20 protein-coding genes are annotated in these 18,862 nt (G+C 34.9%); 12 read left to right on the top strand and 8 right to left on the bottom strand.

Annotated elements, in window-relative coordinates; translation table 11 throughout:
* The first annotated feature begins 50 nt into the window (after window positions 1-50).
* The 5 genes from HF990_RS01620 to cyoE all read left to right on the top strand — a co-directional run bounded on the left by HF990_RS01620 (window position 51) and on the right by cyoE (window position 4,788).
* Window positions 51-581 carry a D-glycero-alpha-D-manno-heptose-1,7-bisphosphate 7-phosphatase gene (locus HF990_RS01620; protein WP_168411841.1) on the top strand — a complete coding sequence of 177 codons (531 nt, stop codon included), beginning with the start codon at window positions 51-53 and terminating at the stop codon, window positions 579-581.
* 186 nt (window positions 582-767) lie between these two features.
* Entirely contained in the window at window positions 768-2,219 is a 1,452-nt protein-coding gene (locus HF990_RS01615; protein WP_184656207.1) for a protein adenylyltransferase SelO, read from the top strand.
* 26 nt (window positions 2,220-2,245) lie between these two features.
* The gene (locus HF990_RS01610) at window positions 2,246-2,518 is read left to right on the top strand and encodes a DUF1292 domain-containing protein (RefSeq protein ID WP_016837368.1); all 273 of its coding nucleotides are present in this window, start codon (window positions 2,246-2,248) and stop codon (window positions 2,516-2,518) included.
* A gap of 163 nt (window positions 2,519-2,681) precedes the next feature.
* Window positions 2,682-3,731 (top strand): AbrB family transcriptional regulator, encoded by a 1,050-nt coding sequence (locus tag HF990_RS01605; protein WP_168411839.1) that lies wholly within the window; start codon window positions 2,682-2,684, stop codon window positions 3,729-3,731.
* 169 nt (window positions 3,732-3,900) lie between these two features.
* Window positions 3,901-4,788, top strand: a complete 888-nt coding sequence (cyoE, locus tag HF990_RS01600) for a heme o synthase (protein ID WP_096550244.1) — start codon at window positions 3,901-3,903, stop codon at window positions 4,786-4,788.
* Window positions 4,789-5,235: 447 nt separating this feature from the next.
* On the opposite strand, the gene HF990_RS01595 is transcribed toward cyoE, so the two are convergent.
* Both HF990_RS01595 and HF990_RS01590 read right to left on the bottom strand, forming a co-directional pair.
* On the bottom strand, window positions 5,236-6,675 hold the full coding sequence (locus HF990_RS01595; protein ID WP_168411838.1) for a tetratricopeptide repeat-containing diguanylate cyclase: 1,440 nt from the start codon (window positions 6,673-6,675) through the stop codon (window positions 5,236-5,238).
* 243 nt (window positions 6,676-6,918) lie between these two features.
* Window positions 6,919-8,298, bottom strand: coding sequence for a dipeptidase (locus HF990_RS01590; RefSeq protein WP_168411837.1), 1,380 nt, complete (start codon window positions 8,296-8,298; stop codon window positions 6,919-6,921).
* 223 nt (window positions 8,299-8,521) lie between these two features.
* Between HF990_RS01590 and HF990_RS01585 the strand changes: the two genes are divergently transcribed.
* On the top strand, window positions 8,522-9,067 hold the full coding sequence (locus tag HF990_RS01585; RefSeq protein WP_016837363.1) for an RNA polymerase sigma factor: 546 nt from the start codon (window positions 8,522-8,524) through the stop codon (window positions 9,065-9,067).
* A 131-nt stretch (window positions 9,068-9,198) separates the two neighbouring features.
* Here HF990_RS01585 and HF990_RS01580 read toward each other — a convergent pair whose 3' ends face one another.
* The 6 genes from HF990_RS01580 to HF990_RS01555 all read right to left on the bottom strand — a co-directional run bounded on the left by HF990_RS01580 (window position 9,199) and on the right by HF990_RS01555 (window position 13,252).
* Window positions 9,199-9,636, bottom strand: coding sequence for a MarR family winged helix-turn-helix transcriptional regulator (locus HF990_RS01580; protein ID WP_168411835.1), 438 nt, complete (start codon window positions 9,634-9,636; stop codon window positions 9,199-9,201).
* A 49-nt stretch (window positions 9,637-9,685) separates the two neighbouring features.
* Window positions 9,686-10,096, bottom strand: a complete 411-nt coding sequence (spx, locus tag HF990_RS01575; RefSeq protein WP_016837361.1) for a transcriptional regulator Spx — start codon at window positions 10,094-10,096, stop codon at window positions 9,686-9,688.
* A gap of 347 nt (window positions 10,097-10,443) precedes the next feature.
* Entirely contained in the window at window positions 10,444-10,629 is a 186-nt protein-coding gene (locus HF990_RS01570) for an SE1832 family protein (protein WP_016837360.1), read from the bottom strand.
* 113 nt (window positions 10,630-10,742) lie between these two features.
* Window positions 10,743-11,636 (bottom strand): hypothetical protein, encoded by an 894-nt coding sequence (locus HF990_RS01565; RefSeq protein WP_096550248.1) that lies wholly within the window; start codon window positions 11,634-11,636, stop codon window positions 10,743-10,745.
* A 3-nt stretch (window positions 11,637-11,639) separates the two neighbouring features.
* A complete protein-coding gene (locus HF990_RS01560; protein ID WP_026018993.1) occupies window positions 11,640-12,017 on the bottom strand; it encodes a response regulator in 378 nt (125 codons plus the stop codon).
* Window positions 12,018-12,205: 188 nt separating this feature from the next.
* Window positions 12,206-13,252 (bottom strand): PseG/SpsG family protein, encoded by a 1,047-nt coding sequence (locus HF990_RS01555; protein ID WP_016837357.1) that lies wholly within the window; start codon window positions 13,250-13,252, stop codon window positions 12,206-12,208.
* A 519-nt stretch (window positions 13,253-13,771) separates the two neighbouring features.
* Here HF990_RS01555 and HF990_RS01550 point away from each other — a divergent pair.
* From HF990_RS01550 to copZ, 6 genes are all read left to right on the top strand, one after another.
* Window positions 13,772-14,326: an NADPH-dependent FMN reductase gene (locus HF990_RS01550; RefSeq protein ID WP_016837356.1), complete on the top strand. Its 555-nt coding sequence runs from the start codon at window positions 13,772-13,774 to the stop codon at window positions 14,324-14,326.
* 249 nt (window positions 14,327-14,575) lie between these two features.
* Window positions 14,576-15,919 carry a spore germination protein gene (locus tag HF990_RS01545; RefSeq protein WP_016837355.1) on the top strand — a complete coding sequence of 448 codons (1,344 nt, stop codon included), beginning with the start codon at window positions 14,576-14,578 and terminating at the stop codon, window positions 15,917-15,919.
* Complete coding sequence (locus tag HF990_RS01540; RefSeq protein WP_096550250.1) at window positions 15,916-17,034, top strand: GerAB/ArcD/ProY family transporter; 1,119 nt, start codon at window positions 15,916-15,918, stop codon at window positions 17,032-17,034. Before HF990_RS01545 ends, HF990_RS01540 begins: the two co-directional genes overlap by 4 nt.
* Complete coding sequence (locus HF990_RS01535) at window positions 17,006-18,133, top strand: Ger(x)C family spore germination protein (RefSeq protein ID WP_184656206.1); 1,128 nt, start codon at window positions 17,006-17,008, stop codon at window positions 18,131-18,133. The genes HF990_RS01540 and HF990_RS01535 overlap by 29 nt, the downstream gene beginning before the upstream one ends.
* Before the next feature lie 138 nt (window positions 18,134-18,271).
* Complete coding sequence (locus tag HF990_RS01530; RefSeq protein ID WP_016837352.1) at window positions 18,272-18,589, top strand: metal-sensitive transcriptional regulator; 318 nt, start codon at window positions 18,272-18,274, stop codon at window positions 18,587-18,589.
* 19 nt (window positions 18,590-18,608) lie between these two features.
* Window positions 18,609-18,815: a copper chaperone CopZ gene (copZ, locus tag HF990_RS01525; RefSeq protein WP_016837351.1), complete on the top strand. Its 207-nt coding sequence runs from the start codon at window positions 18,609-18,611 to the stop codon at window positions 18,813-18,815.
* The last annotated feature ends 47 nt before the right edge of the window (window positions 18,816-18,862 follow it).

Genomic DNA, 18,862 nt, shown 5'->3' with positions numbered 1-18,862 from the left:
TTAATGAATTTAAGTCTCTCCGCAAACAATAACAAGAGGAGGAGGGCAAAATGAAAACAGCGGTCTTTTTAGATCGAGATGGCGTTATTAATGAAGTGCTTACAGAGAGAGTAAAATTCGTAAATAAACCAAAAGATCTTTACTTTTTACCGGGCGTACCGGAAGCTATTCGAAAACTAAATGAACATTTTGATTATATTTTCGTGGTGACGAACCAAGGAGGCGTTGGGCTTGGATTTATGAGAGAAATCCAGCTTCAAAAGGTTCATGAGCATATGGTGAATGAATTGAAAAAACAAGGGGCAATTATACATGATGTTGTCTATTGTCCACATAAACCGAAAGCTGGATGTGCCTGTCGCAAACCAGGTTCTAAAATGATTGAAGATTTGGCTGAAAAATATAACGTGGACCTGCCCAAATCTTACATGGTGGGGGATACGGATACAGATATCCTAGCAGGGAAAAATGCAGGTACAAAGACGGTTTTTATTGGAGACGAGGAACCTTTAGCCGATGCAACCTTTCCGAATTTATTGACTGCAGTCGATTGGATAATCAAGGATTCAAAATTGCATTAATATGAGAGATGCGAATATTTTATTGAAAGCTGCAAGTAAATGGGCGCATGTCGCAAGTATTTGATTAATTGCCAAACTACCTTCGCTCGATACCGCATGAATTTGTTCATCACATATCCTAAATGCGAAGAAAGTATAAACCGCCACTTACTTGCAAAAATAAAAAAGAAAAAAGGAACGATTCAAATGCAATTAAAACCTGGATGGAATTTCCATAACAGTTATGCAACATTACCACCCATTTTCTATACACAACTAAACCCTACACCAGTAGCATTTCCCAAGCTGGTTGTTTTCAATGAATCTCTTGCTGAAGAATTGAATTTGAATAGTGATGCACTGCAGACAGAAGAAGGGGTTGCTACATTTGCGGGTAACAAAATACCGGAAGGAGCGGAACCGCTCGCTCAAGCTTATGCAGGGCATCAATTCGGTTATTTCACTATGTTGGGCGATGGACGAGCCATTCTTTTAGGAGAGCATGTGAATACTCAGAATCAGCGCTTTGATATACAGCTAAAAGGTTCGGGGAGAACGCCATATTCCCGCGGCGGTGATGGACGAGCAGCTCTTGGACCAATGCTTCGAGAGTACATTATTAGTGAAGCGATGCATGCCCTTGGGATTCCTACAACGAGAAGTTTAGCCGTTATCACAACAGGGGAAACGGTCATTCGAGAACAACTGCTTCCAGGTGCTATTTTAACAAGAGTGGCTTCAAGCCATATCCGCGTTGGAACTTTTGAATTTGCACGAAAATTTGGTTCAAAAGAAGACTTACAAGCTCTTTGCGACTATACTATTGAAAGACATTATCCTCATCTTGCAAAAGAAAAGAATCCATATCTGCAATTATTAAAAGAAGTCATCGAAAAGCAAGCAGCACTTATTGCTAAGTGGCAACTCGTCGGCTTTGTCCATGGTGTGATGAATACTGATAACATGACCGTTAGCGGGGAGACCATTGATTACGGGCCATGCGCTTTTATGGATCTTTATCATCCTGAAACAGTTTTTAGTTCGATTGATACTTACGGCCGCTATGCTTATGGAAATCAACCCAAAATTGGAGGATGGAACTTAGCAAGGTTTGCCGAGGCACTTATTCCGCTGCTTGATGAAAATAAAGAGAAGGCGGTCAGACTGGCAAAAGAAGCCATAGAAACTTACCCAGACCTTTACGTATTTTATTATCTCGACGGTATGCGTAAAAAATTAGGGCTCCTTAATGAAGAAGCGGAAGATGAAGCACTCATACAAGATTTACTTCAATTAATGGAAACATATAAACAAGATTATACAAATACGTTTAGAGCGTTAACTTTGCAAAAATTCGAAGAACCATTTTTCCAAACTCCAGAATTTCAAGATTGGTACCAACGTTATCAAGCTCGCTTAAAACGCCAAAATTCTATAGATATTATGCAAATGATGAAGCAACATAACCCTTCTGTGATTCCTCGAAACCACCGGGTAGAAGAAGCAATCGAAGCAGCGGTGGAGCGAGGAGACTTCACCGTTATGAAAAAATTGCTATCGATTATCACGAATCCTTATGCATATTCAGCGGAACAAGAGGAATACTGTACATTGCCTGAATATCCAGATGAACCGTATATTACCTATTGCGGTACGTAAAACTCGCAAAGAATGGAGGAACTCAAATGGAAAAAATCGAAGTTGGCGAAGTGTTTACCATCGGGGATGACGAACAAGAAGAGGAAGTTGAAGTTGTTGCAACGCTGACAGTAGATGGACAAGATTATGTCGCAGTTGCCTTTACAGATGATTTACATGAAGAGAATGAAGAGGATATCGAAGTCTTTTTCTTGAAAGTGGATGATGAGGGAGACTTCGACGTGATTGAATCCGATGAAGAATTCGATAAAGTGTCAGAAGCCTTTGATCAAATGATGGATGAAATGGATGAAGAGTAATATGTTTACGGGAGCAAGATTTACAGGCTCCCGTTTTTTTCATCTATAGAAATAATAATCAAATATTTATGATTATTGCAGCCCTCCATATTGGCAAGCAGATTTTAAGCATTGTTAAATTATGTTAGATTTATAGAAAGAAAATGAAAAAGGGGACTTCTATGTGCACAAAATTCAATCGATGGGCATTGTATTAGTTATCAGTTTATTGGGCGTATACCTTTTTAACATTTTGCATTTACCCGTTCCTTGGTTACTCGGTCCGATTTTTACAGTGTTAATCAGTCAATTTTTTATCAAAACACACCTCTATTGGCCATCAACATTACGCAACTTCGGATTAATCATCGTAGGAATTACCATTGGCCAAAGCTTTCAATTAACTGTTTTTTCCGGCATGGGCTGGCTTATTGGAATCATGTTGTTATTGAACATTATGATTATAATATTTAGTGTTCTATTAGCATTTGGACTTGTGAGAGTGGGGGAGCTTTCATTAAAAACCGCATTGACATGTACGGTTCCCGGAGGACTTTCTCAAATTGTGGCCTTTGCAGAAGAGGAAGAAGGTATTGATATTGCCATTGTCACGTACTTTCATGTTGTTCGTGTAATCACTATTGTGATTGGTATTCCCTTAATATTACATGACCACGCAGTAGCTGATAAGAAAGAAGCGATGTTATCCTTCTCTTCAATGATGGCATTATTGCTACTGATTCTCGGATCTATAGTAGCTGCAAGGATAGGGAAGAAGATAAAAATTCCGGTTTCTTCTTTTTTATCTCCCGTATTATTCGTGATTGGTCTCCAATTGTTTTCAATTGAAATGCCAGAAGTCCCAAACCTCTTTCTCAATATGGCACAGTTAATGATTGGTGCTTATATAGGACAGCTGCTAAAGCCTAACATGCTAAAATTGGGGAAGCGGGTTCTATTATTAGGTATTGGAACTGCCATATTCCTGTTGCTCTTTACTTTTGTACAAGGGTGGATGTTAACACAAATGATGAAATATTCCTTGTCAACAAGTATATTAAGTACAGCGGCAGGAGGGCTGGATCAAATGAGTCTACTTGCCAGTGCCATTGGAGCGGATGTATCGATCGTGACGGTCTTTCAAATGTTTCGAATTTTATTTGTTTTTATCGTTGTTTTACCATTATTAAAAGTATCTTGCCGATATATTGATGAAAGGAATACTAATACTTAAAAGAATCAGAAAGGTTGTTTCTAGTAACATTTATAGATACTATTAATGGTAGGGTCGCCATAAAAACCAGACGAATATAGTAAAAAACTGTCGATTGTTGATTCACAAGAAAAAATGGTATGATATATATTAGTTTGTCTATGAAATGATAAGGGGAATATGACATAAAATGCAAAACAAAAAAATAGAATTGTGGAAAAAAGCTGTGAAAACAGGAATCATCAAGTCGAATTTAATTCCGATGTTCGCCGCTTTAATGCTTGCCCTTTATACTTATCATTTAAGTTTTATTGAAAATATACCGAATATGATTTTTGCTCTTATCGGTTCGGCGGCAGTCATCGGAGCAGCTGGAATATTCAACAATATATATGATCATGATATTGATGCGAAGATGTCCCGTACAAAATTGAGACCATCTGTTACTGGTGAAATTAATCTTCGCACGTTGTTGATTGTCGGAATACTATTACTGATTATCGGACTTGGATTTTTAGCCTTAACAACACTAACAGCTGCAATTCTTGGATTCCTTGGTGTATTTTTCTACGTTGTTCCATATACGATGTGGACGAAGAGAAGAACTATTTGGAACACTGAAGTGGGGAGTATTTCTGGTGCGGTTCCACCGTTAATTGGATGGGCGGCTGTTGCACCTACGATCTGGCACCCAGCATGTTGGGCGCTCTTTATCATTATGATCATTTGGCAAATGCCGCATTTCTATGCACTGGCCATCCGTAAGAAGGATGATTATGCAGCAGCAAAAATCCCAATGCTTCCAGTTGTAAAGGGCGTTAAACGCACATATATCCAAACGAATGTGTACTTAATTTTGCTCATGCTAACGAGCTTTCTGTTTGTTCCGTTAAGCTGGGGGTTAACGCTTTCTTCACTAATGCTTGGCGGCATTTGGCTATGGATTAGTTTAGTAGGATATAGACAAATGGACGGGAATAAATGGGCAAATAAAATGTTTGGTTATTCATTAATTTACATGACAGCAGTGTTTGCCACAGTCATTATTTATGCCGGAGTAGGAATGATATTACGTTAAAGTATGATGAGACCGAAAGTTCATTATTGTTAACTTTCGGTCTGATTTTGTTTACATATATCAATAAATTAACATAGTTATTCATAAAAACTCTGCCATAACTATGTCAATAAAGTTTAGTTGCAAGGAAATTCCTGTATATGTAACAAAAAATGCAATGATGAAAAAATAAAAATATTAAATTTGTGAACAAAAATATGATAAAAATGTGACATATTTCGGGAGTTGATGTACAAAGAGATGATGGGGTGCTATAGTAATATTACAATACAGCGAAAAATGTAGTTGCTGTATAAAAAAATTGCTCTTTTAGTAAAAGTACCATGTAAGCTCATAAGAACCTAAAATTTGTTCGACTGATCAATAAAACCTCCCCTATATTTTTTATAACTAGCTTATAAGGTTTGGAAAAGGCTGGACGCATTGGCGAACCAGCCTTTTTGTATTTTAACAGTTTTCATTTGAGAGGTAGACAATTTGATTTTTTCCTTGTCTTTTTGCCATATAGAGAGCTTGATCGGCAACTTTAAAGATTTGAGTGAACTTTTTAGCATATGGAATGCTATTGGTACATACTACTCCGATGCTAACAGTCACTTTAATTTCATTTGTTAAATAGTTTATCTGAAAGGAAGTAATTTCATTATAAAGTTGTTTTGCTCTTTCCATAATGGAATGTGAAGGATATCCTTTTAAGAGGACAATAAATTCATCCCCACCGTAACGACCGACGATGATATTTTCTTTATCTTCATTAGCCACCTTTAAACAAGCCTGTGCGACCCCTTTAATCACTTCATCACCTATTAAATGGCCAAAGGTATCATTAATATTTTTAAACGAGTCAATGTCGATGACGACACAACAAATATGTTCATCTGTTTTTTTTATTTCTTTGAGCCACTTGTCACATGTTGTTTCAATATAATAACGATTATATACTCCTGTTAAACTGTCCACATTTGCCCGTTTTTCTATCGCTTTAATGCTTTGATTGACATCCAATTCTCGTATTTTAGATGAAAGGCGAGTGGAAAACAGTTTTTCAACAATTGTTAAATATTCTTTCATCGCTTCGTAAGATTTCTTATAATTGCCAAGGGATTCATAAATTTCTGCAATTACTTTCAATATAGACTTTAATTTCATTTGATTATTATATTCAGAATATATGTTGAAAGATTTATGTAATAATTGCAATGCTATATCATACTCACCTTTGGAACGATGAAATGTGGCTTTCACATGGAGAAAGTGCGCTTTTTCATGAGGTAGGTTGTTGATATACTGGTTGAGCTCTAGATGATTGATAATTTTTTCTGCCTTCGATAATTCATTCAAACCGATATAACTTGATGCAATACTTAAATAGATATGACATTGCAATAATATTTCACTAGGGCAATGTTCTTTTGCAATGGCTAATGCTTTTAACGCATAGTGAAGTGCTTTTTCATAGTTTCCTTCATGCAATAAGTAGTTGCTGTAGGAGTTGAAACTGCTGCTTACTGAATAAAACATTTCTAATTCTTGTGCAATCCGTATACATTGCTTCATCGCTTCTTTTGCTTCTTCGAAATTTTCTTCATAAGCATATATCAAAGCACTTAGGTAATATAAGTAATACTTATCCCGATCGTCTCCGAATTCATCACACAACACTTTATAATCAAGAATATGTTGGAAAGCGATTTCAATTTCACCTAAATAATAATAACAACAAGCAAGATTCAAATGGGCATTCATCGTGGCCTTAATATCTTCGGTTTTTTTAGCGGTTTCTAATAGTTCTTTACCCAACTCAATAGCTTCTGTATACTTGCCATCGATAAAAAGGTTTCCTGTGAGCGATTCCAACCTTGTTAAATGGTACAATTGAGCGTTCATTTTTCTACCCCTCTCTTTGAAGGAAGGAAGAAATACCTTGGAAATACAATGGTTTTCTGGGTATTTCTTCCCTATTTATATTATAAACTTCAAAGGGATACTAAAATGTATACAATATTTGACAATATAAAAGTAATTTCATGACTTTTCATAAGGGGTCTAAACAGTACAAAATTCTTAAACGTTTTTTATGGAAAATTTAGGTTAGTGAGAAAAAGTTTTAACGAAAATTTTACTACTCAATTACAAAGAGAGGTTGGCAACTTCACATAAATAATCGCAAAGAACACGCAATCCTTTATCAAAGTTTTCTAAGTGGAAGTGTTCATTTGGTGCATGGAAGTTTTCTGTACTTAAACCAAATCCCATTAACACGACAGGGATATTTAAGATTTGATCAAAGGTTGCAACAATTGGAATAGATCCTCCGCCGCGAGTGAATGCAGTAGGGGATTCATACACTTTTTCATACGATTTGCTTGCTGTTTGAATTAATGGGTGGTCAAAAGGTGTAAGATATGGTGCCCCGCTGTCAAATTTCGTTACAGTGACTGTTACCCCTTTAGGTGTATGTTTTTCAATATGATTTTGTATTAACGCAATGATTTTGTCGGGATCTTGGTCTGGAACAAGTCGGCAAGTTATTTTTGCTCCTGCTTCATTTGGTAAAACGGTTTTAATTCCCTCTCCAGAAAATCCACCGAAAATTCCATTGATTTCTAAAGTAGGGCGAGCCCAAGTTCTTTCAAGATAGGAGTAGCCTTCCTCGCCAAACAATTCATTAACTTCCAGTTCCTCTTTTAATGCTTCTTCATTAAATTGTAGGTCAGCAAAGGCTTTACGTTCCTCATTTGATAGTGGTCGAACGTCATCATAAAATCCTTCGACTAAAATTTTACCTGTATGATCTCGGAATGAATCAAGAATTGCTACTAACGCATGGATTGCATTTTGCACTCCACCACCGTAAAGACCAGAGTGCAGGTCGCTTTTCGCTCCACGCACATCGATTTGGAGGCCTGTAAGTCCTCGTAATCCATAGCAGATTGCCGGTTTACCTGGACCATACATATTTGTGTCAGAGATTAAAATGAAATCTGCTGCTAATTTATCTTTATTTTCCTCTATATAAGAAGGAAGGTTAGCGCTTCCAATTTCTTCTTCACCTTCATAAATGAATTTTACATTGACAGGCAATGTACCGAGAATCGAGAAAAGTGCTTCAATTGCTTTTAGGTGCATGAATATTTGTCCCTTATCATCGGACGCTCCTCGAGCATACAATTTATTTTCAATGATTTCAGGTTTGAAAGGTTCTGTTTTCCATAAGTGCAATGGATCAACTGGTTGAACGTCATAATGTCCGTAAATTAATACTGTTGGTTTTCCTTCAGCATGAAGCCATTCACCATAAACGACAGGATGCCCAGCTGTTTGGTCAATGGATACATTTTCAAGGTTCAATTGTTCCATCTGATTTTTTAGCCATTGAGCTGCACGCTCTATATCTTGCTTATGGTCGGATAGTGCGCTGATGCTAGGAATAGATAAAAATTCAAATAGCTCCTGTAAATGCTTTTCGCGATTTTTTTCAAAATACTCATGAAAACGTTGCAAGTCCATATAAATCCCCCGATTCAAAAAAAATTTTCTAAAAATTAGTATATCATAGAATTGGTAATTTCAAGCGAATGTCAGAACATTTTGAGAAAGGTAATAAAAAGGGGAAATCAATAATAGAAATCTTACAGGAATGTAATGTAATTGAAAGCTAATCATATAGAGTGTAATACAAATTTTTGGGAAAATGTATACAGAAAGCTCTTAAATACGGAGGAATTGAACGATGAGTAAAATTTGTGATGTTTACGAAGAGTTTAATCGTTATATATATCATTTATGTTTAAAATTAACGCGCAATCCTTTAGAAGCTGAGGATTTAATGCAAGAGGTGTGGGTAAAAGTTGTCCGCAACCAAAAGCAAGTGGAACAAGTTGATCATGTAAAAGCATGGCTTACGACCATTACGATGAATACGTTTCGAGATCGTTATCGGAAAAATGTGCGCCGCAGTAAGTATGTAATGAATCAACCTGAAACTTTAGACGTTCCAATACTAGAATTGGTTCCAAATAATGAAGTTTCCACAGAAGAACAAATTGAAAAAGTGGTCATTACTAAAATTGTGCAGGAAAAGATGAAACAATTAGATAGTATTTATCAAAAGACGCTTTGGTATTTTTACGTTGAGCAATATTCTTTAGCTGAAATATCCAATTTAATGAAAGTATCAATCGGCACTGTAAAATCCCGCTTATTCCGTGCGAAGCAAAGACTGAAAGAAATTTTAATGTCAGATAACAACTTGGTAGATGTGGTTGTGCCTGTATAACAATGAAAAGTAGCTTGTGGTCATCCTATGGCCACAAGTTTTTTCTATGGAAACAGTAAATGCAAGCTGCTATTATAGGCAACTTGCATTTTCCTTATCATTCGACGTACAAACATACTTCCAACCCCTTTTTATTTATAAGGATAATTTTCTAAACATTTTTCAAAAATGTTATGCAATGTTTGGATTTCCTCGTTTGATAACATGCCAAACATGGAATGAACTAATGCCATCACCTGAGTTTTGGATTGTTCTAATACTTTTCTTCCTTCAGGAGTAATTGCGATTTGAGATACGCGGCGATCGTTTGCACTTTGTGTTTTTTGAATATATCCGCTTTTTAACAGTTTCGATGTTAAAACGGTTACTCCGCCTGTTGTAATTTTTAGTCGTTCCGCAATGAGAGAAGGGCGTTTTGGACCTTCTTTTGCAAGTAAATCTAACAAAAGAATATGGGTTTTTGAAAAACCTAAATCATTAATTTGATTCCATTCATTAGACCATTTTCGCTCTAGCGTTGAAATCACTTCAAATAGGCTGGAAATGGTTTCATATCGTTGGTTATCCATTATTTTCAGCTCCACTTTCATTTTCAGTACAAGGGTAGGGGAAGATAATTTAACTTACAATTTCGTCAGCATGCTTTCTCAATTCATTTAATTCATATACACGAACTTTGCGTGGAATAAATCGACGGATGTCCATTTCGTTATAACCGACTTGGATGCGTTTTTCATCAATTAAAATTGGACTACGCAGCATTCGAGGATGTTCTTTAATTAATTCATAAAGCTCTTGGATGGAAAGTTGATCAATGTCAACATCTAAGTTTTTGAAGTCGTTTGAGTTTGTTGCAATAATTTCATCTGTTCCATCTTCCGTCATGCGCAATATGTTTTTAAACTCTGATAATGTTAGTGGTTGAGATGTAATCCGTTTTTCTGTAAAAGGGATATTGTGTTCTTTTAGCCATTTAATTGCTTTGCGTGAAGAAGAACAACTAGATTGGGTGTAGATGGTAACTGTCATATATACCGCCTCCAATAATGGTTTAGAGTTGTATTTTGTTATTGTAAGAGAAAACAGCATTAGATATCTTATCAGTAAGATAAATCAAAGTCAATTTTGAAAAAAGTGGACGACTAAATAATGTATAACCATTTTTCTAATAATAATTACGTTTTTATTGGGCGAAAGTTTCAATTTTAGGGAAATTATTTTAGTTGAATATTACAGAAGGGGAAATTTTGATTTTCACAGTAAAAATAAATTTTCTGGAAGAGTAAGAGAATTTAATGGATTTCTTAATTATAATAATGCAAAGTACAATTTCTGTTAGAAAGGGAAATGAATTGAAAAAAAGAAAAACTCGCGATTTACATTTCCGCGAGTAGCTTATTGAGCTCTGCTAATTTCTTTTCCATACGAGCTAGTCGTTCTTCTGCTTGCATTACCGAATCAATATGGCCAGTATTTTCAAGTTTCTCTATATCGCCTTGCAAATTGATATAATCCATTTTAATTTCAGCAATTTGCTGTTCAATTTCTCGTTTTGTCAACATAATTAACTCCCATCTTTCATGTTCAGTCACATTAATATGGTTATTGTATCATAAAGGATTGGAGTTTTCATTCATCTAAAAAAACAATGGCCGTATTCGACCATTGATGCAAATTAATGGATGTTCACTTTTTCGGGATTTGTAGAAAGGATTAATTGGAAGGATCCTTTTTGAGTTTTCACTGTTACCGTTACAAATTCGCCTGAGACCTTGACATTTTCTTGGAATTTTTGAGGATTCATAGAAAGTTCTGTGCCCCAGTTCGACATGTTGACTAAATAGATTCCGTTATGTAAATTTAGGAATTCACTAAAGGCATCTTTGGCAAGTTCGTCAATTTCAGTTAAATTCTCTTCTGCATAGTTCGATGCAATGTGCAGCAACGATTGATCATCAGCTGCAATTGCTGTAAATAGTGGAGCACTTCCAGTAATTTCTTGACTTACGAACCATTTTGAATGATGAACTTCTTCGTTTGAAATTTTAAGGAATGTTTGGCGATCAATGAAGCGAATCATATTTTTCGCAAAAAGGGAAATGTAGTCTCCGTATTGTTCACGAATTTCTTTGTGATCTTTAGTTAAAATGTTTTCCACTAATGCATCGATATTTCCGCTTTGAATTTCCTCAAACATTTCGGTGGATAGACTATATTCTTTCTTATAGTCATTTAAAGCTGAACTGAATTCGTCCATTGTCATATAACCGCGGTCTATTAACGCTTGTGCTAAATATAGATGGCCTTGTTTTTGATGGGAAATAAGCTCTTCAACTTGTTCTTCTGTTAGATATCCAAGTTCAATAGCAATTTCACCGAAACGCTTGTCCATTTGTTTTTGTTTTTCATGGACTTCATTTACTTGATTAGAAGTCATCAAACCTTTGTCGACAGCAATAACACCAAACTTTACGTGCACCGCTTCTTGATACTCTAGCACATCTTGAAGTTGTTCATTTGTAATCAATCCACGATTTAATAAGTAGTGACCGAAATATTGGCTAAACATGGATTATCCCTCCTTTAAGGCTTTCTCAACAATGTTCGTAAGAGTTTCAAATTGAATAGGTTTTTGAATAAAATCATATGCACCAAGTTGAAGGGCTTCTTTTAATTTGCTGCTTGTACCAACGGAAGAGGCCATTATAACCTTCGTCTCAGGACTGATTTCTTTGATTTCTTTTAGTGTTTCAATTCCATCTTTTTCAGGCATAACGATATCTAAAAATACTAGATTTGGCTTATATTTTTCTACTTGTTCTACTGCTGAAATGCCATTTTGTGCTTCATAGATTGCTTGAAAATTTAATTCTTCGAGGGCTTCTTTTAATTTCTTTCTAATGAGGAGAGAATCGTCACAAATTAGAACTGTAAATTTTTCCAATGCCATCAGCTCCTTTTATTAATACCTGCTTATTTATATAGTACTACATACCTATGAAGATTTTCTAGATGACTATCCAAAAATTTTAACAATTAACAAAATTTATGGATATTTAATATAAAAAGACAGCCGATTCTAAAATCGAACCGGCTAAAAAGTTTAGATATATAGGAAAATAGTATTGAAAAGCTAGGTTATAATGATACAATATTATGCCGTTCATAGGCGAAATCTAGTAGAAGCGATTTTAATACTTCATTATTATCTTGGATTTCTAATTGAATTTGTTTTCGAACTGCTCGTTCACGTCTTGCTTCATGGAGTAATAATTCCATAACAGCATTTTGAATGTTAGACTGCTTCATTTTGCGGCCCAATCCTAAGTTTATAAAACCGTTATTTTCTCTTGGGAAGATATTATTTAATTCCCGTTCATTTTGTGCTGATACGATGCAAGGGATACCGACGGCAGCCACTTTATATGGCGTATAGTTGGCGTTACAAATGACGATATCTGCAACTGGCAATAATTTATCGAGTGGTTTATCATCTTTGAAAATTTTTGTATTTCTTCGGCTCAACGCCATCATTTGTAAATCGCTGATTGAATGCTTATATTCTCGATCGATTGCTATTGTCACTTTTAGTGGGATTTGTAGGTGGGTTAAGTGGCGCAAAGTGCGGTATGTTAAGTTGTTGTCGTCTCCATCTTCATAAGCAACGATGATATGTGGCGGGTTTGATAATTCGTTAGAAACTCTAGATTCAGCAATTGATTTTAGTGTATCCGTAACCGCGAAGGCGAAGCTTCCTGCTAGAATATTTTGAGCAGTCGTTTCTCTCGTTTCTTCTAATATAGACATAATATTACAATCAGCAAGCTCTGCTCCCTCACCAAAATCATCGAAATGCACTAACGTTTTGCACAGCGGTCTAATCGTTTCTACATATTCAACATACGTATCTTTTCCATCTTGTACAATTAAATCTGGCTGCAATTCTTTCAGGTGTTTTACTAGTTCGTCGATATGGTCATAGAGTATCGGTGAAAGTTGTGCATCTGTAAATATTTCTAATGCTTCATCTGATACATTTTTAAGAAAAACCGTAACGTCCTCTTCAGTTTTTAATAGTTTTGCAAGGATGCTCGTTCTTTCAAATGGGTAGTAGCCTTTAATAGCACTATACTCAACGATAAAAGCAATTTTCTTTTTTGGTTTTCTACTCAAATCATTCTGCATACCAATCCCATCCTTTCCCAATCATTATTTAAAATATGGTTAAATATTTGAAAGTATGTGTGAAATTATAAATAAGTAAAAGATTTTCAACTTTCTAGCTTTGAAATATTGATTATTTTATGATGGGGAAAGGAAGAAAATGAAAGGTTGTTTACTATGAACAGACGTTCAGCTATGGTTTTTGGCGGAACAGTGGGAATGCTTTCTGTTATCATATCAGACCTGGCGAATAGTTTGAGAGAAACCGCAAGTCCGAAAACTGGCAAGTGTTTGTAAATAATTTGATTTTGTTGATGAATTAAAAAACAAAAATAAATTTTCGTTTAGTATAAATTAAATGAATGCTCCATAATAAAATGAGAATGCGCGTTAAAATACCCGTCAGTAAACTAACAATGGAATAATATTTTCAGCCTAAAGACTGAACTTTTTCTTTTTTAATACGGTTCCCTATCGAAAGATTTGTGCATTTGCTACAATTAACAGATGGATGATAACAATAGATGGAGGATTTACAACATGAAAATTCTACTCGTAGATGGTACAGTTTTTGGTACAAAGACGGGTGCGCTCTTAAGACAGGTGGAGCAATATATAAAAGAATTTGATTCCAGTTTGGAATTGGAAATATTATATTTTTCTAAATTAAAACATCAAATTTTAGATGGAAGTCCGCTAAATGACGATATGAAAATGATGATTCAAAAATTCGAAGAAGCGGATGGCTATATATTTGCAACGCCTATTTACCAAGCGTCCATTCCTGGCGTATTAAAAAATGCTTTAGATATGTTGCCACCAAAAGCGTTGCGCTATAAACCAGCAGCAATTGTGGCTAACGGTGGCACATTCCAACACCATTTAGTTGTGGAAAATCAATTCAGACCGATTTTAGATTATTTCCGCTGTTTAGTCACTCCAAACTATGTATATACTCATACATCCCATTTTGGTGAAAATGATCAAATAATCGATCAGGATATTCATGAGCGTTTACGTGAATTAGCTCGCGTCTTCGTTCAATATTGCAAAATGAGCGAATCGCTAACAAAAGAACCGATTGATAAACACTAATTTTGAATAAATCGCGACTAATTAATTTTTCTAAATTTGAAAATAGAAAGACTTTAATTGAAAACACCTGTAATTCTTTGTGAATAAGATTTACAGGTGTTTTTATTTTTTCAATTCATCACTAATTTTTATCCTTTTTGTGTGTAAAGAGCATAAATCGTTTTCATAAATTTACGGTTAGCAAGTATGTGAATTGGATATTCTAAAATATATACTGCTTCATACTATAGAAGATTGGAGATTATACCAATGTCTTCAAAAGTAAATCTTTCATGGATTGCCAGTCAATTTGAAGATAAGAATGATTTGATACAAAAGAAGTTAGAGTTAGATCATAAACAAATTACAGTATTATTTATTAAATCGCTAATTGACCAAGAATTATATCAAAAATACATTATTAATCCATTTTTTGAATTGCCGACACAAGAACAATTTAACCTTTACTTATTTGCATTACCTCAATTTCAAGAAGTCCCTTCAAAAGAAAAAGCACTTTATTTTGTGATGGAAGGGAATGTACTTATTGAAATTCAAGACAATTTATATTCCCTTGATTTCAAGTTATCAAAAAATAGTGATGTCAATTCTACTTCTGTTGAAACAACCATCCATGGATCTGAATTGGCATTAAGTGATAACTTGATGACCAATATTAATGTGATACGTTCTTCGTATCATCAACCGTCTTTAATGATTGAATATTTCGAAAAAGGTGAAGTAAATAAGCCAAAAATGGCGCTAATTTATGATGATAAAAAAGTAAAACGAAAGGCATTGGAAAGTATCAGGGAAAAATTAGAGAAAATTGATATGCAAGTCATTACAGAGGCACCTCAATTCAATACTTTATTAAATGATCAACGGTATTCCTTATTTCCTAAAATGTTACTAACAGAACGACCAGACCGAATTGTTTACAACCTTGCTGGTGGGAAAGTGATATTGTTGGTAGACGGTAGCCCTCAATCAATGATTGCGCCTGTCGTATTTTTCGATTTTATGACAACCATGGAAGATAATTACCACACATTAGCGATTTCATATTATTTAAAATTGCTGCGTTATATTGGTATATTCGTATGTATTTTACTTCCAGGAATTTATATAGGCGCTGTGTCCTTTTCACCAGAGGTATTTCGAACAGAATTAATGTTGACCATCGCAGGAAGCAGAATGGGAGTTCCATTTACTTCCTTTGTAGAAGTATTATTTATGCTTTTTTTTATGGAACTGTTACTCGAGGCGAGTATTCGACTTCCGAAGGCGATTAGTGCAACGGCAGCAACGGTTGGAGGTCTTATTTTAGGAACAGCTGTAACGGAAGCGGCCCTTGCTTCTAATATCATGGTCATTATCGTATCGGCAGTTGCAATCTCGACCTTCGTCATTCCTGTTAATGAAATGGCGTTTGCAATACGCATCGTACGATTAATTTTAATTGTGATTGCGAGTATTTTTGGATTAGCTGGCCTCACATTAGGTTTTTTATGTTTCATTATGTATCTAGTAAATTTGACAAGCTTTGGGGAACCGTATTTAAGGTTTTATAACTACCGAAAAGGTAATCAGGATTCGGAGGGACAGGCTTGAGTCGATTTTATTATTATTTAGTCATGATTAATATGATTGCAAATATTATTTCAGCTGTTCCTACCATTCTTTTGCGGTATCGAAACGATGGAGCTGTATTGTCTTTAATTGTCGGTATCATATTAGGGCTAGTAATTGTGATTGTTTATACGAAATTTTTTAATGCCTTCCCAGGGAAGACATTTCCGGAACTGTTGGTACAAACGACATCTAAATGGTTTTACTATCCATTATTATTTTTTATGGCGGTTATGTGGTTTATTGCAGGGATAAGCACATTAATTACTTACTCTTTTTTGCTTATACGGTATTTAACTCCTGATATACCAATTATGCTTATTGGGTTAACCTTAATTTTATCTATTATATTTGGATGTTTTATGAAAACCGATCGAGTGTTATACACCATCGAAATCGTTTTTGTAATTAATTTTCCTATCATTATTTTTATTATTATCAAAGCATATACAAGCAAAAATTTAAATTGGGATTTTATTAGGGAAGCAATGTTACATGTTGTGCAAGCACCCAATATACATGCAGTTTCTTCAAGTATATTTTTATTTCTTGGCGTAGTGAATCTCGTGATTTTTAACCGTTTCTTTACCCAAAAACAAAACTTTGGTTTAAAACAAATCATTGTACTTGTTTTTATCGCCATTGCAACCACTTTTACGACTTATTTTATACCAATCGGTTTTCATGGTTCGGAGACAGTTGGTGAGCTTATTTATCCATGGATTGCTACGAGCGACTCCATGAGAATGAGATATTTTGTAATAGAACGTCTAGTATATGTTTTTTTACTTCTTTATTTATCAATGGCTTTTTTAAGTATCTTGATTCACTGGCATGTAGCGGTCGAGTTATTCAAGTATATTTTCAAATTAGAAAAAATGAAATTTAAAGGAATAAATATCGGTTATATCATTTTGATTGTCTTTTTCACCGTTAGTTCTCTCTATATAATCGTATCATTAACAGAGTATCAGTTGTTTCAATACTCCAAATACTTCTTCAACATAGCTGTTGTCAATTTCTTTGCTATGATTTTTTTATTTATCTATATCATTAGGAGGATGAAAGGTGCTAATAAAAAAGCGAATGAAAGTTAAATTATTCATCCTAATAACGATTCCATTCCTAGTCGTCCTCACAGGTTGCGGAGAATTCAAAGATATAGATAAAATGGTGTTTGTTTCGATGATTGGGATTGATGAGACCGATGATCCTGAAAAACCATACAAAATCATCTTAAAGCTTTATGTTCCAACGAGTTCGTTTAGACAAAATCCAACGCCTGAGTACACATATCTTTCAAAAAACGGTAAGACGTTGGCAGAAACGATTTCGATATTGGAATCTCATTTAGATAAAGAATTGGATTTTGGCCACTCGAAGCTAATTGTGGTTGGGGAGAAAATACTTCAAAATGATAATTATAAGGAAATATTGGATTTTCTCATACGAAGACCTGATATTCAAATGATTTCTTATTTTGCAGTGGGTAGACCTAATGCTGAAGAGATTATTAAATTTTTACCTGCAGGGGAAACAGCATTACAACCAACCATCTTCAATTATTTTGACAATAACGGAGCAGAAAGTTCATACATTATCTCCACTTTTTTATTTGATTTTCGAAGAAGGTTAAAAGAAGAAGGAATTGATCCAATTTTACCGATTGTTGAAATGAACGAACCGAAAACACATTTTATTATTAATAAATCAATAGTACTGGCAGATAATCGGCCTCCATACGAATTAGATACCGACAAAACTTTACTTTTTAAAACACTTTCTATGAATGCAAAGACGATATTCTTTGCTGTAAAAAGAGAACGTGAATATTTTGTTTCTAGAATTGACTCCATCAAGTCAAAATACAATGTAAATGTAGAAAATAATAAAGCTTCCATAAAGATCGAAATGAAATTAGCAGGGGTGATCACAGAATCAAAGAATACATTAAGCAGTAAAGAATTATCAAGATATAGCAAAATGTTAGATGAGGAAATGAAGGAAAAAGTATCAGAATTTATTCATGAGATGAAAAGGGAAGGATATGACCCGTTCGGTTTCGGTTTAAAATATTATGCTCATACTTTGCCTAAAAATCGAATGACTCACGAGGAATGGCTAGAAGCATATAAAAACGCAGATGTAGAAGTCGTTGTGAAGTCAAATTTGAAAAGTACAGGTAGCATTCAATAAATTGAACCAGTATAGGGGAAAGTCGTGGAAAAAGATCGAGTTGGAAAAAACACTTCCATATTAGATCTTTTTTCTTTCTTCTAATTAATTGCATACCATACCACCGTATAGTATAATGAGTTTAAGGATTGGAGGTAGATGAAACTGGAAAATCTAAATGAAGAGCATTGTTCTCACCGAAAGAGCCACCATCCAGAACATGTAAAAAAGGATTTAATCACCCGTTTGAATCGAATTGAAGGACAAATTCGTGGCATTAAAGGTATGATTGAACGGGATGTATATTGTGATGATGTGATTACGCAAATTGCTGCTACTCAATCGGCTTTAAATAGCGTCGCCAAAATCTTATTAGAAGGACACATTAAAGGATGTGTTGTCGATCGATTAGCAGAAGGAGATTCGGAAATCATCGATGAATTGGTTATAACGATTCAAAAGTTGATGCGCAAATAAATTTGAGGGAGGAAACGTGATGGAAAACGTTACATTACAGGTAAAAGGAATGTCTTGCAATCACTGTGTAAAAGCCGTTGAAGGAAGCGTTGGTGCTTTAGATGGTGTACAAGAGGTAAAAGTGAATTTAGCAGCTGGCGAAGTAAATGTAACTTTTGATCAATCAAAAGTTACAATCGATCAAATTAAAGAAACAATCGATGAACAAGGTTACGATGTGGAATAATAAACGTAATTAGGGAAAGTGCTTTTCAAATGAAGCACTTTTCTTCT

The sequence above is a fragment of the Ureibacillus thermosphaericus genome (assembly GCF_012396605.1).
In the GTDB taxonomy this organism is placed as follows: Bacteria; Bacillota; Bacilli; order Bacillales_A; family Planococcaceae; genus Ureibacillus; species Ureibacillus thermosphaericus.
Note: the sequence above shows the minus strand (reverse complement) of the source record. Positions and strands in the feature narration are given on the sequence as shown.

What these genes read in the sequence shown, in the direction of transcription:
- HF990_RS01595 (WP_168411838.1), bottom strand. Translation starts at nt 6,675, where the DNA reads ATGAACGCTCAATTGTACCATTTAACAAGGTTGGAATCGCTCACAGGA.
- HF990_RS01530 (WP_016837352.1), top strand. Translation starts at nt 18,272, where the DNA reads ATGAAACTGGAAAATCTAAATGAAGAGCATTGTTCTCACCGAAAGAGC.
- spx (WP_016837361.1), bottom strand. Translation starts at nt 10,096, where the DNA reads ATGACAGTTACCATCTACACCCAATCTAGTTGTTCTTCTTCACGCAAA.
- HF990_RS01560 (WP_026018993.1), bottom strand. Translation starts at nt 12,017, where the DNA reads ATGGCATTGGAAAAATTTACAGTTCTAATTTGTGACGATTCTCTCCTC.
- HF990_RS01610 (WP_016837368.1), top strand. Translation starts at nt 2,246, where the DNA reads ATGGAAAAAATCGAAGTTGGCGAAGTGTTTACCATCGGGGATGACGAA.
- HF990_RS01585 (WP_016837363.1), top strand. Translation starts at nt 8,522, where the DNA reads ATGAGTAAAATTTGTGATGTTTACGAAGAGTTTAATCGTTATATATAT.
- HF990_RS01555 (WP_016837357.1), bottom strand. Translation starts at nt 13,252, where the DNA reads ATGCAGAATGATTTGAGTAGAAAACCAAAAAAGAAAATTGCTTTTATC.
- HF990_RS01580 (WP_168411835.1), bottom strand. Translation starts at nt 9,636, where the DNA reads ATGGATAACCAACGATATGAAACCATTTCCAGCCTATTTGAAGTGATT.
- HF990_RS01545 (WP_016837355.1), top strand. Translation starts at nt 14,576, where the DNA reads ATGTCTTCAAAAGTAAATCTTTCATGGATTGCCAGTCAATTTGAAGAT.
- HF990_RS01550 (WP_016837356.1), top strand. Translation starts at nt 13,772, where the DNA reads ATGAAAATTCTACTCGTAGATGGTACAGTTTTTGGTACAAAGACGGGT.
- copZ (WP_016837351.1), top strand. Translation starts at nt 18,609, where the DNA reads ATGGAAAACGTTACATTACAGGTAAAAGGAATGTCTTGCAATCACTGT.
- HF990_RS01570 (WP_016837360.1), bottom strand. Translation starts at nt 10,629, where the DNA reads ATGTTGACAAAACGAGAAATTGAACAGCAAATTGCTGAAATTAAAATG.
- HF990_RS01615 (WP_184656207.1), top strand. Translation starts at nt 768, where the DNA reads ATGCAATTAAAACCTGGATGGAATTTCCATAACAGTTATGCAACATTA.
- HF990_RS01590 (WP_168411837.1), bottom strand. Translation starts at nt 8,298, where the DNA reads ATGGACTTGCAACGTTTTCATGAGTATTTTGAAAAAAATCGCGAAAAG.
- cyoE (WP_096550244.1), top strand. Translation starts at nt 3,901, where the DNA reads ATGCAAAACAAAAAAATAGAATTGTGGAAAAAAGCTGTGAAAACAGGA.
- HF990_RS01565 (WP_096550248.1), bottom strand. Translation starts at nt 11,636, where the DNA reads ATGTTTAGCCAATATTTCGGTCACTACTTATTAAATCGTGGATTGATT.
- HF990_RS01620 (WP_168411841.1), top strand. Translation starts at nt 51, where the DNA reads ATGAAAACAGCGGTCTTTTTAGATCGAGATGGCGTTATTAATGAAGTG.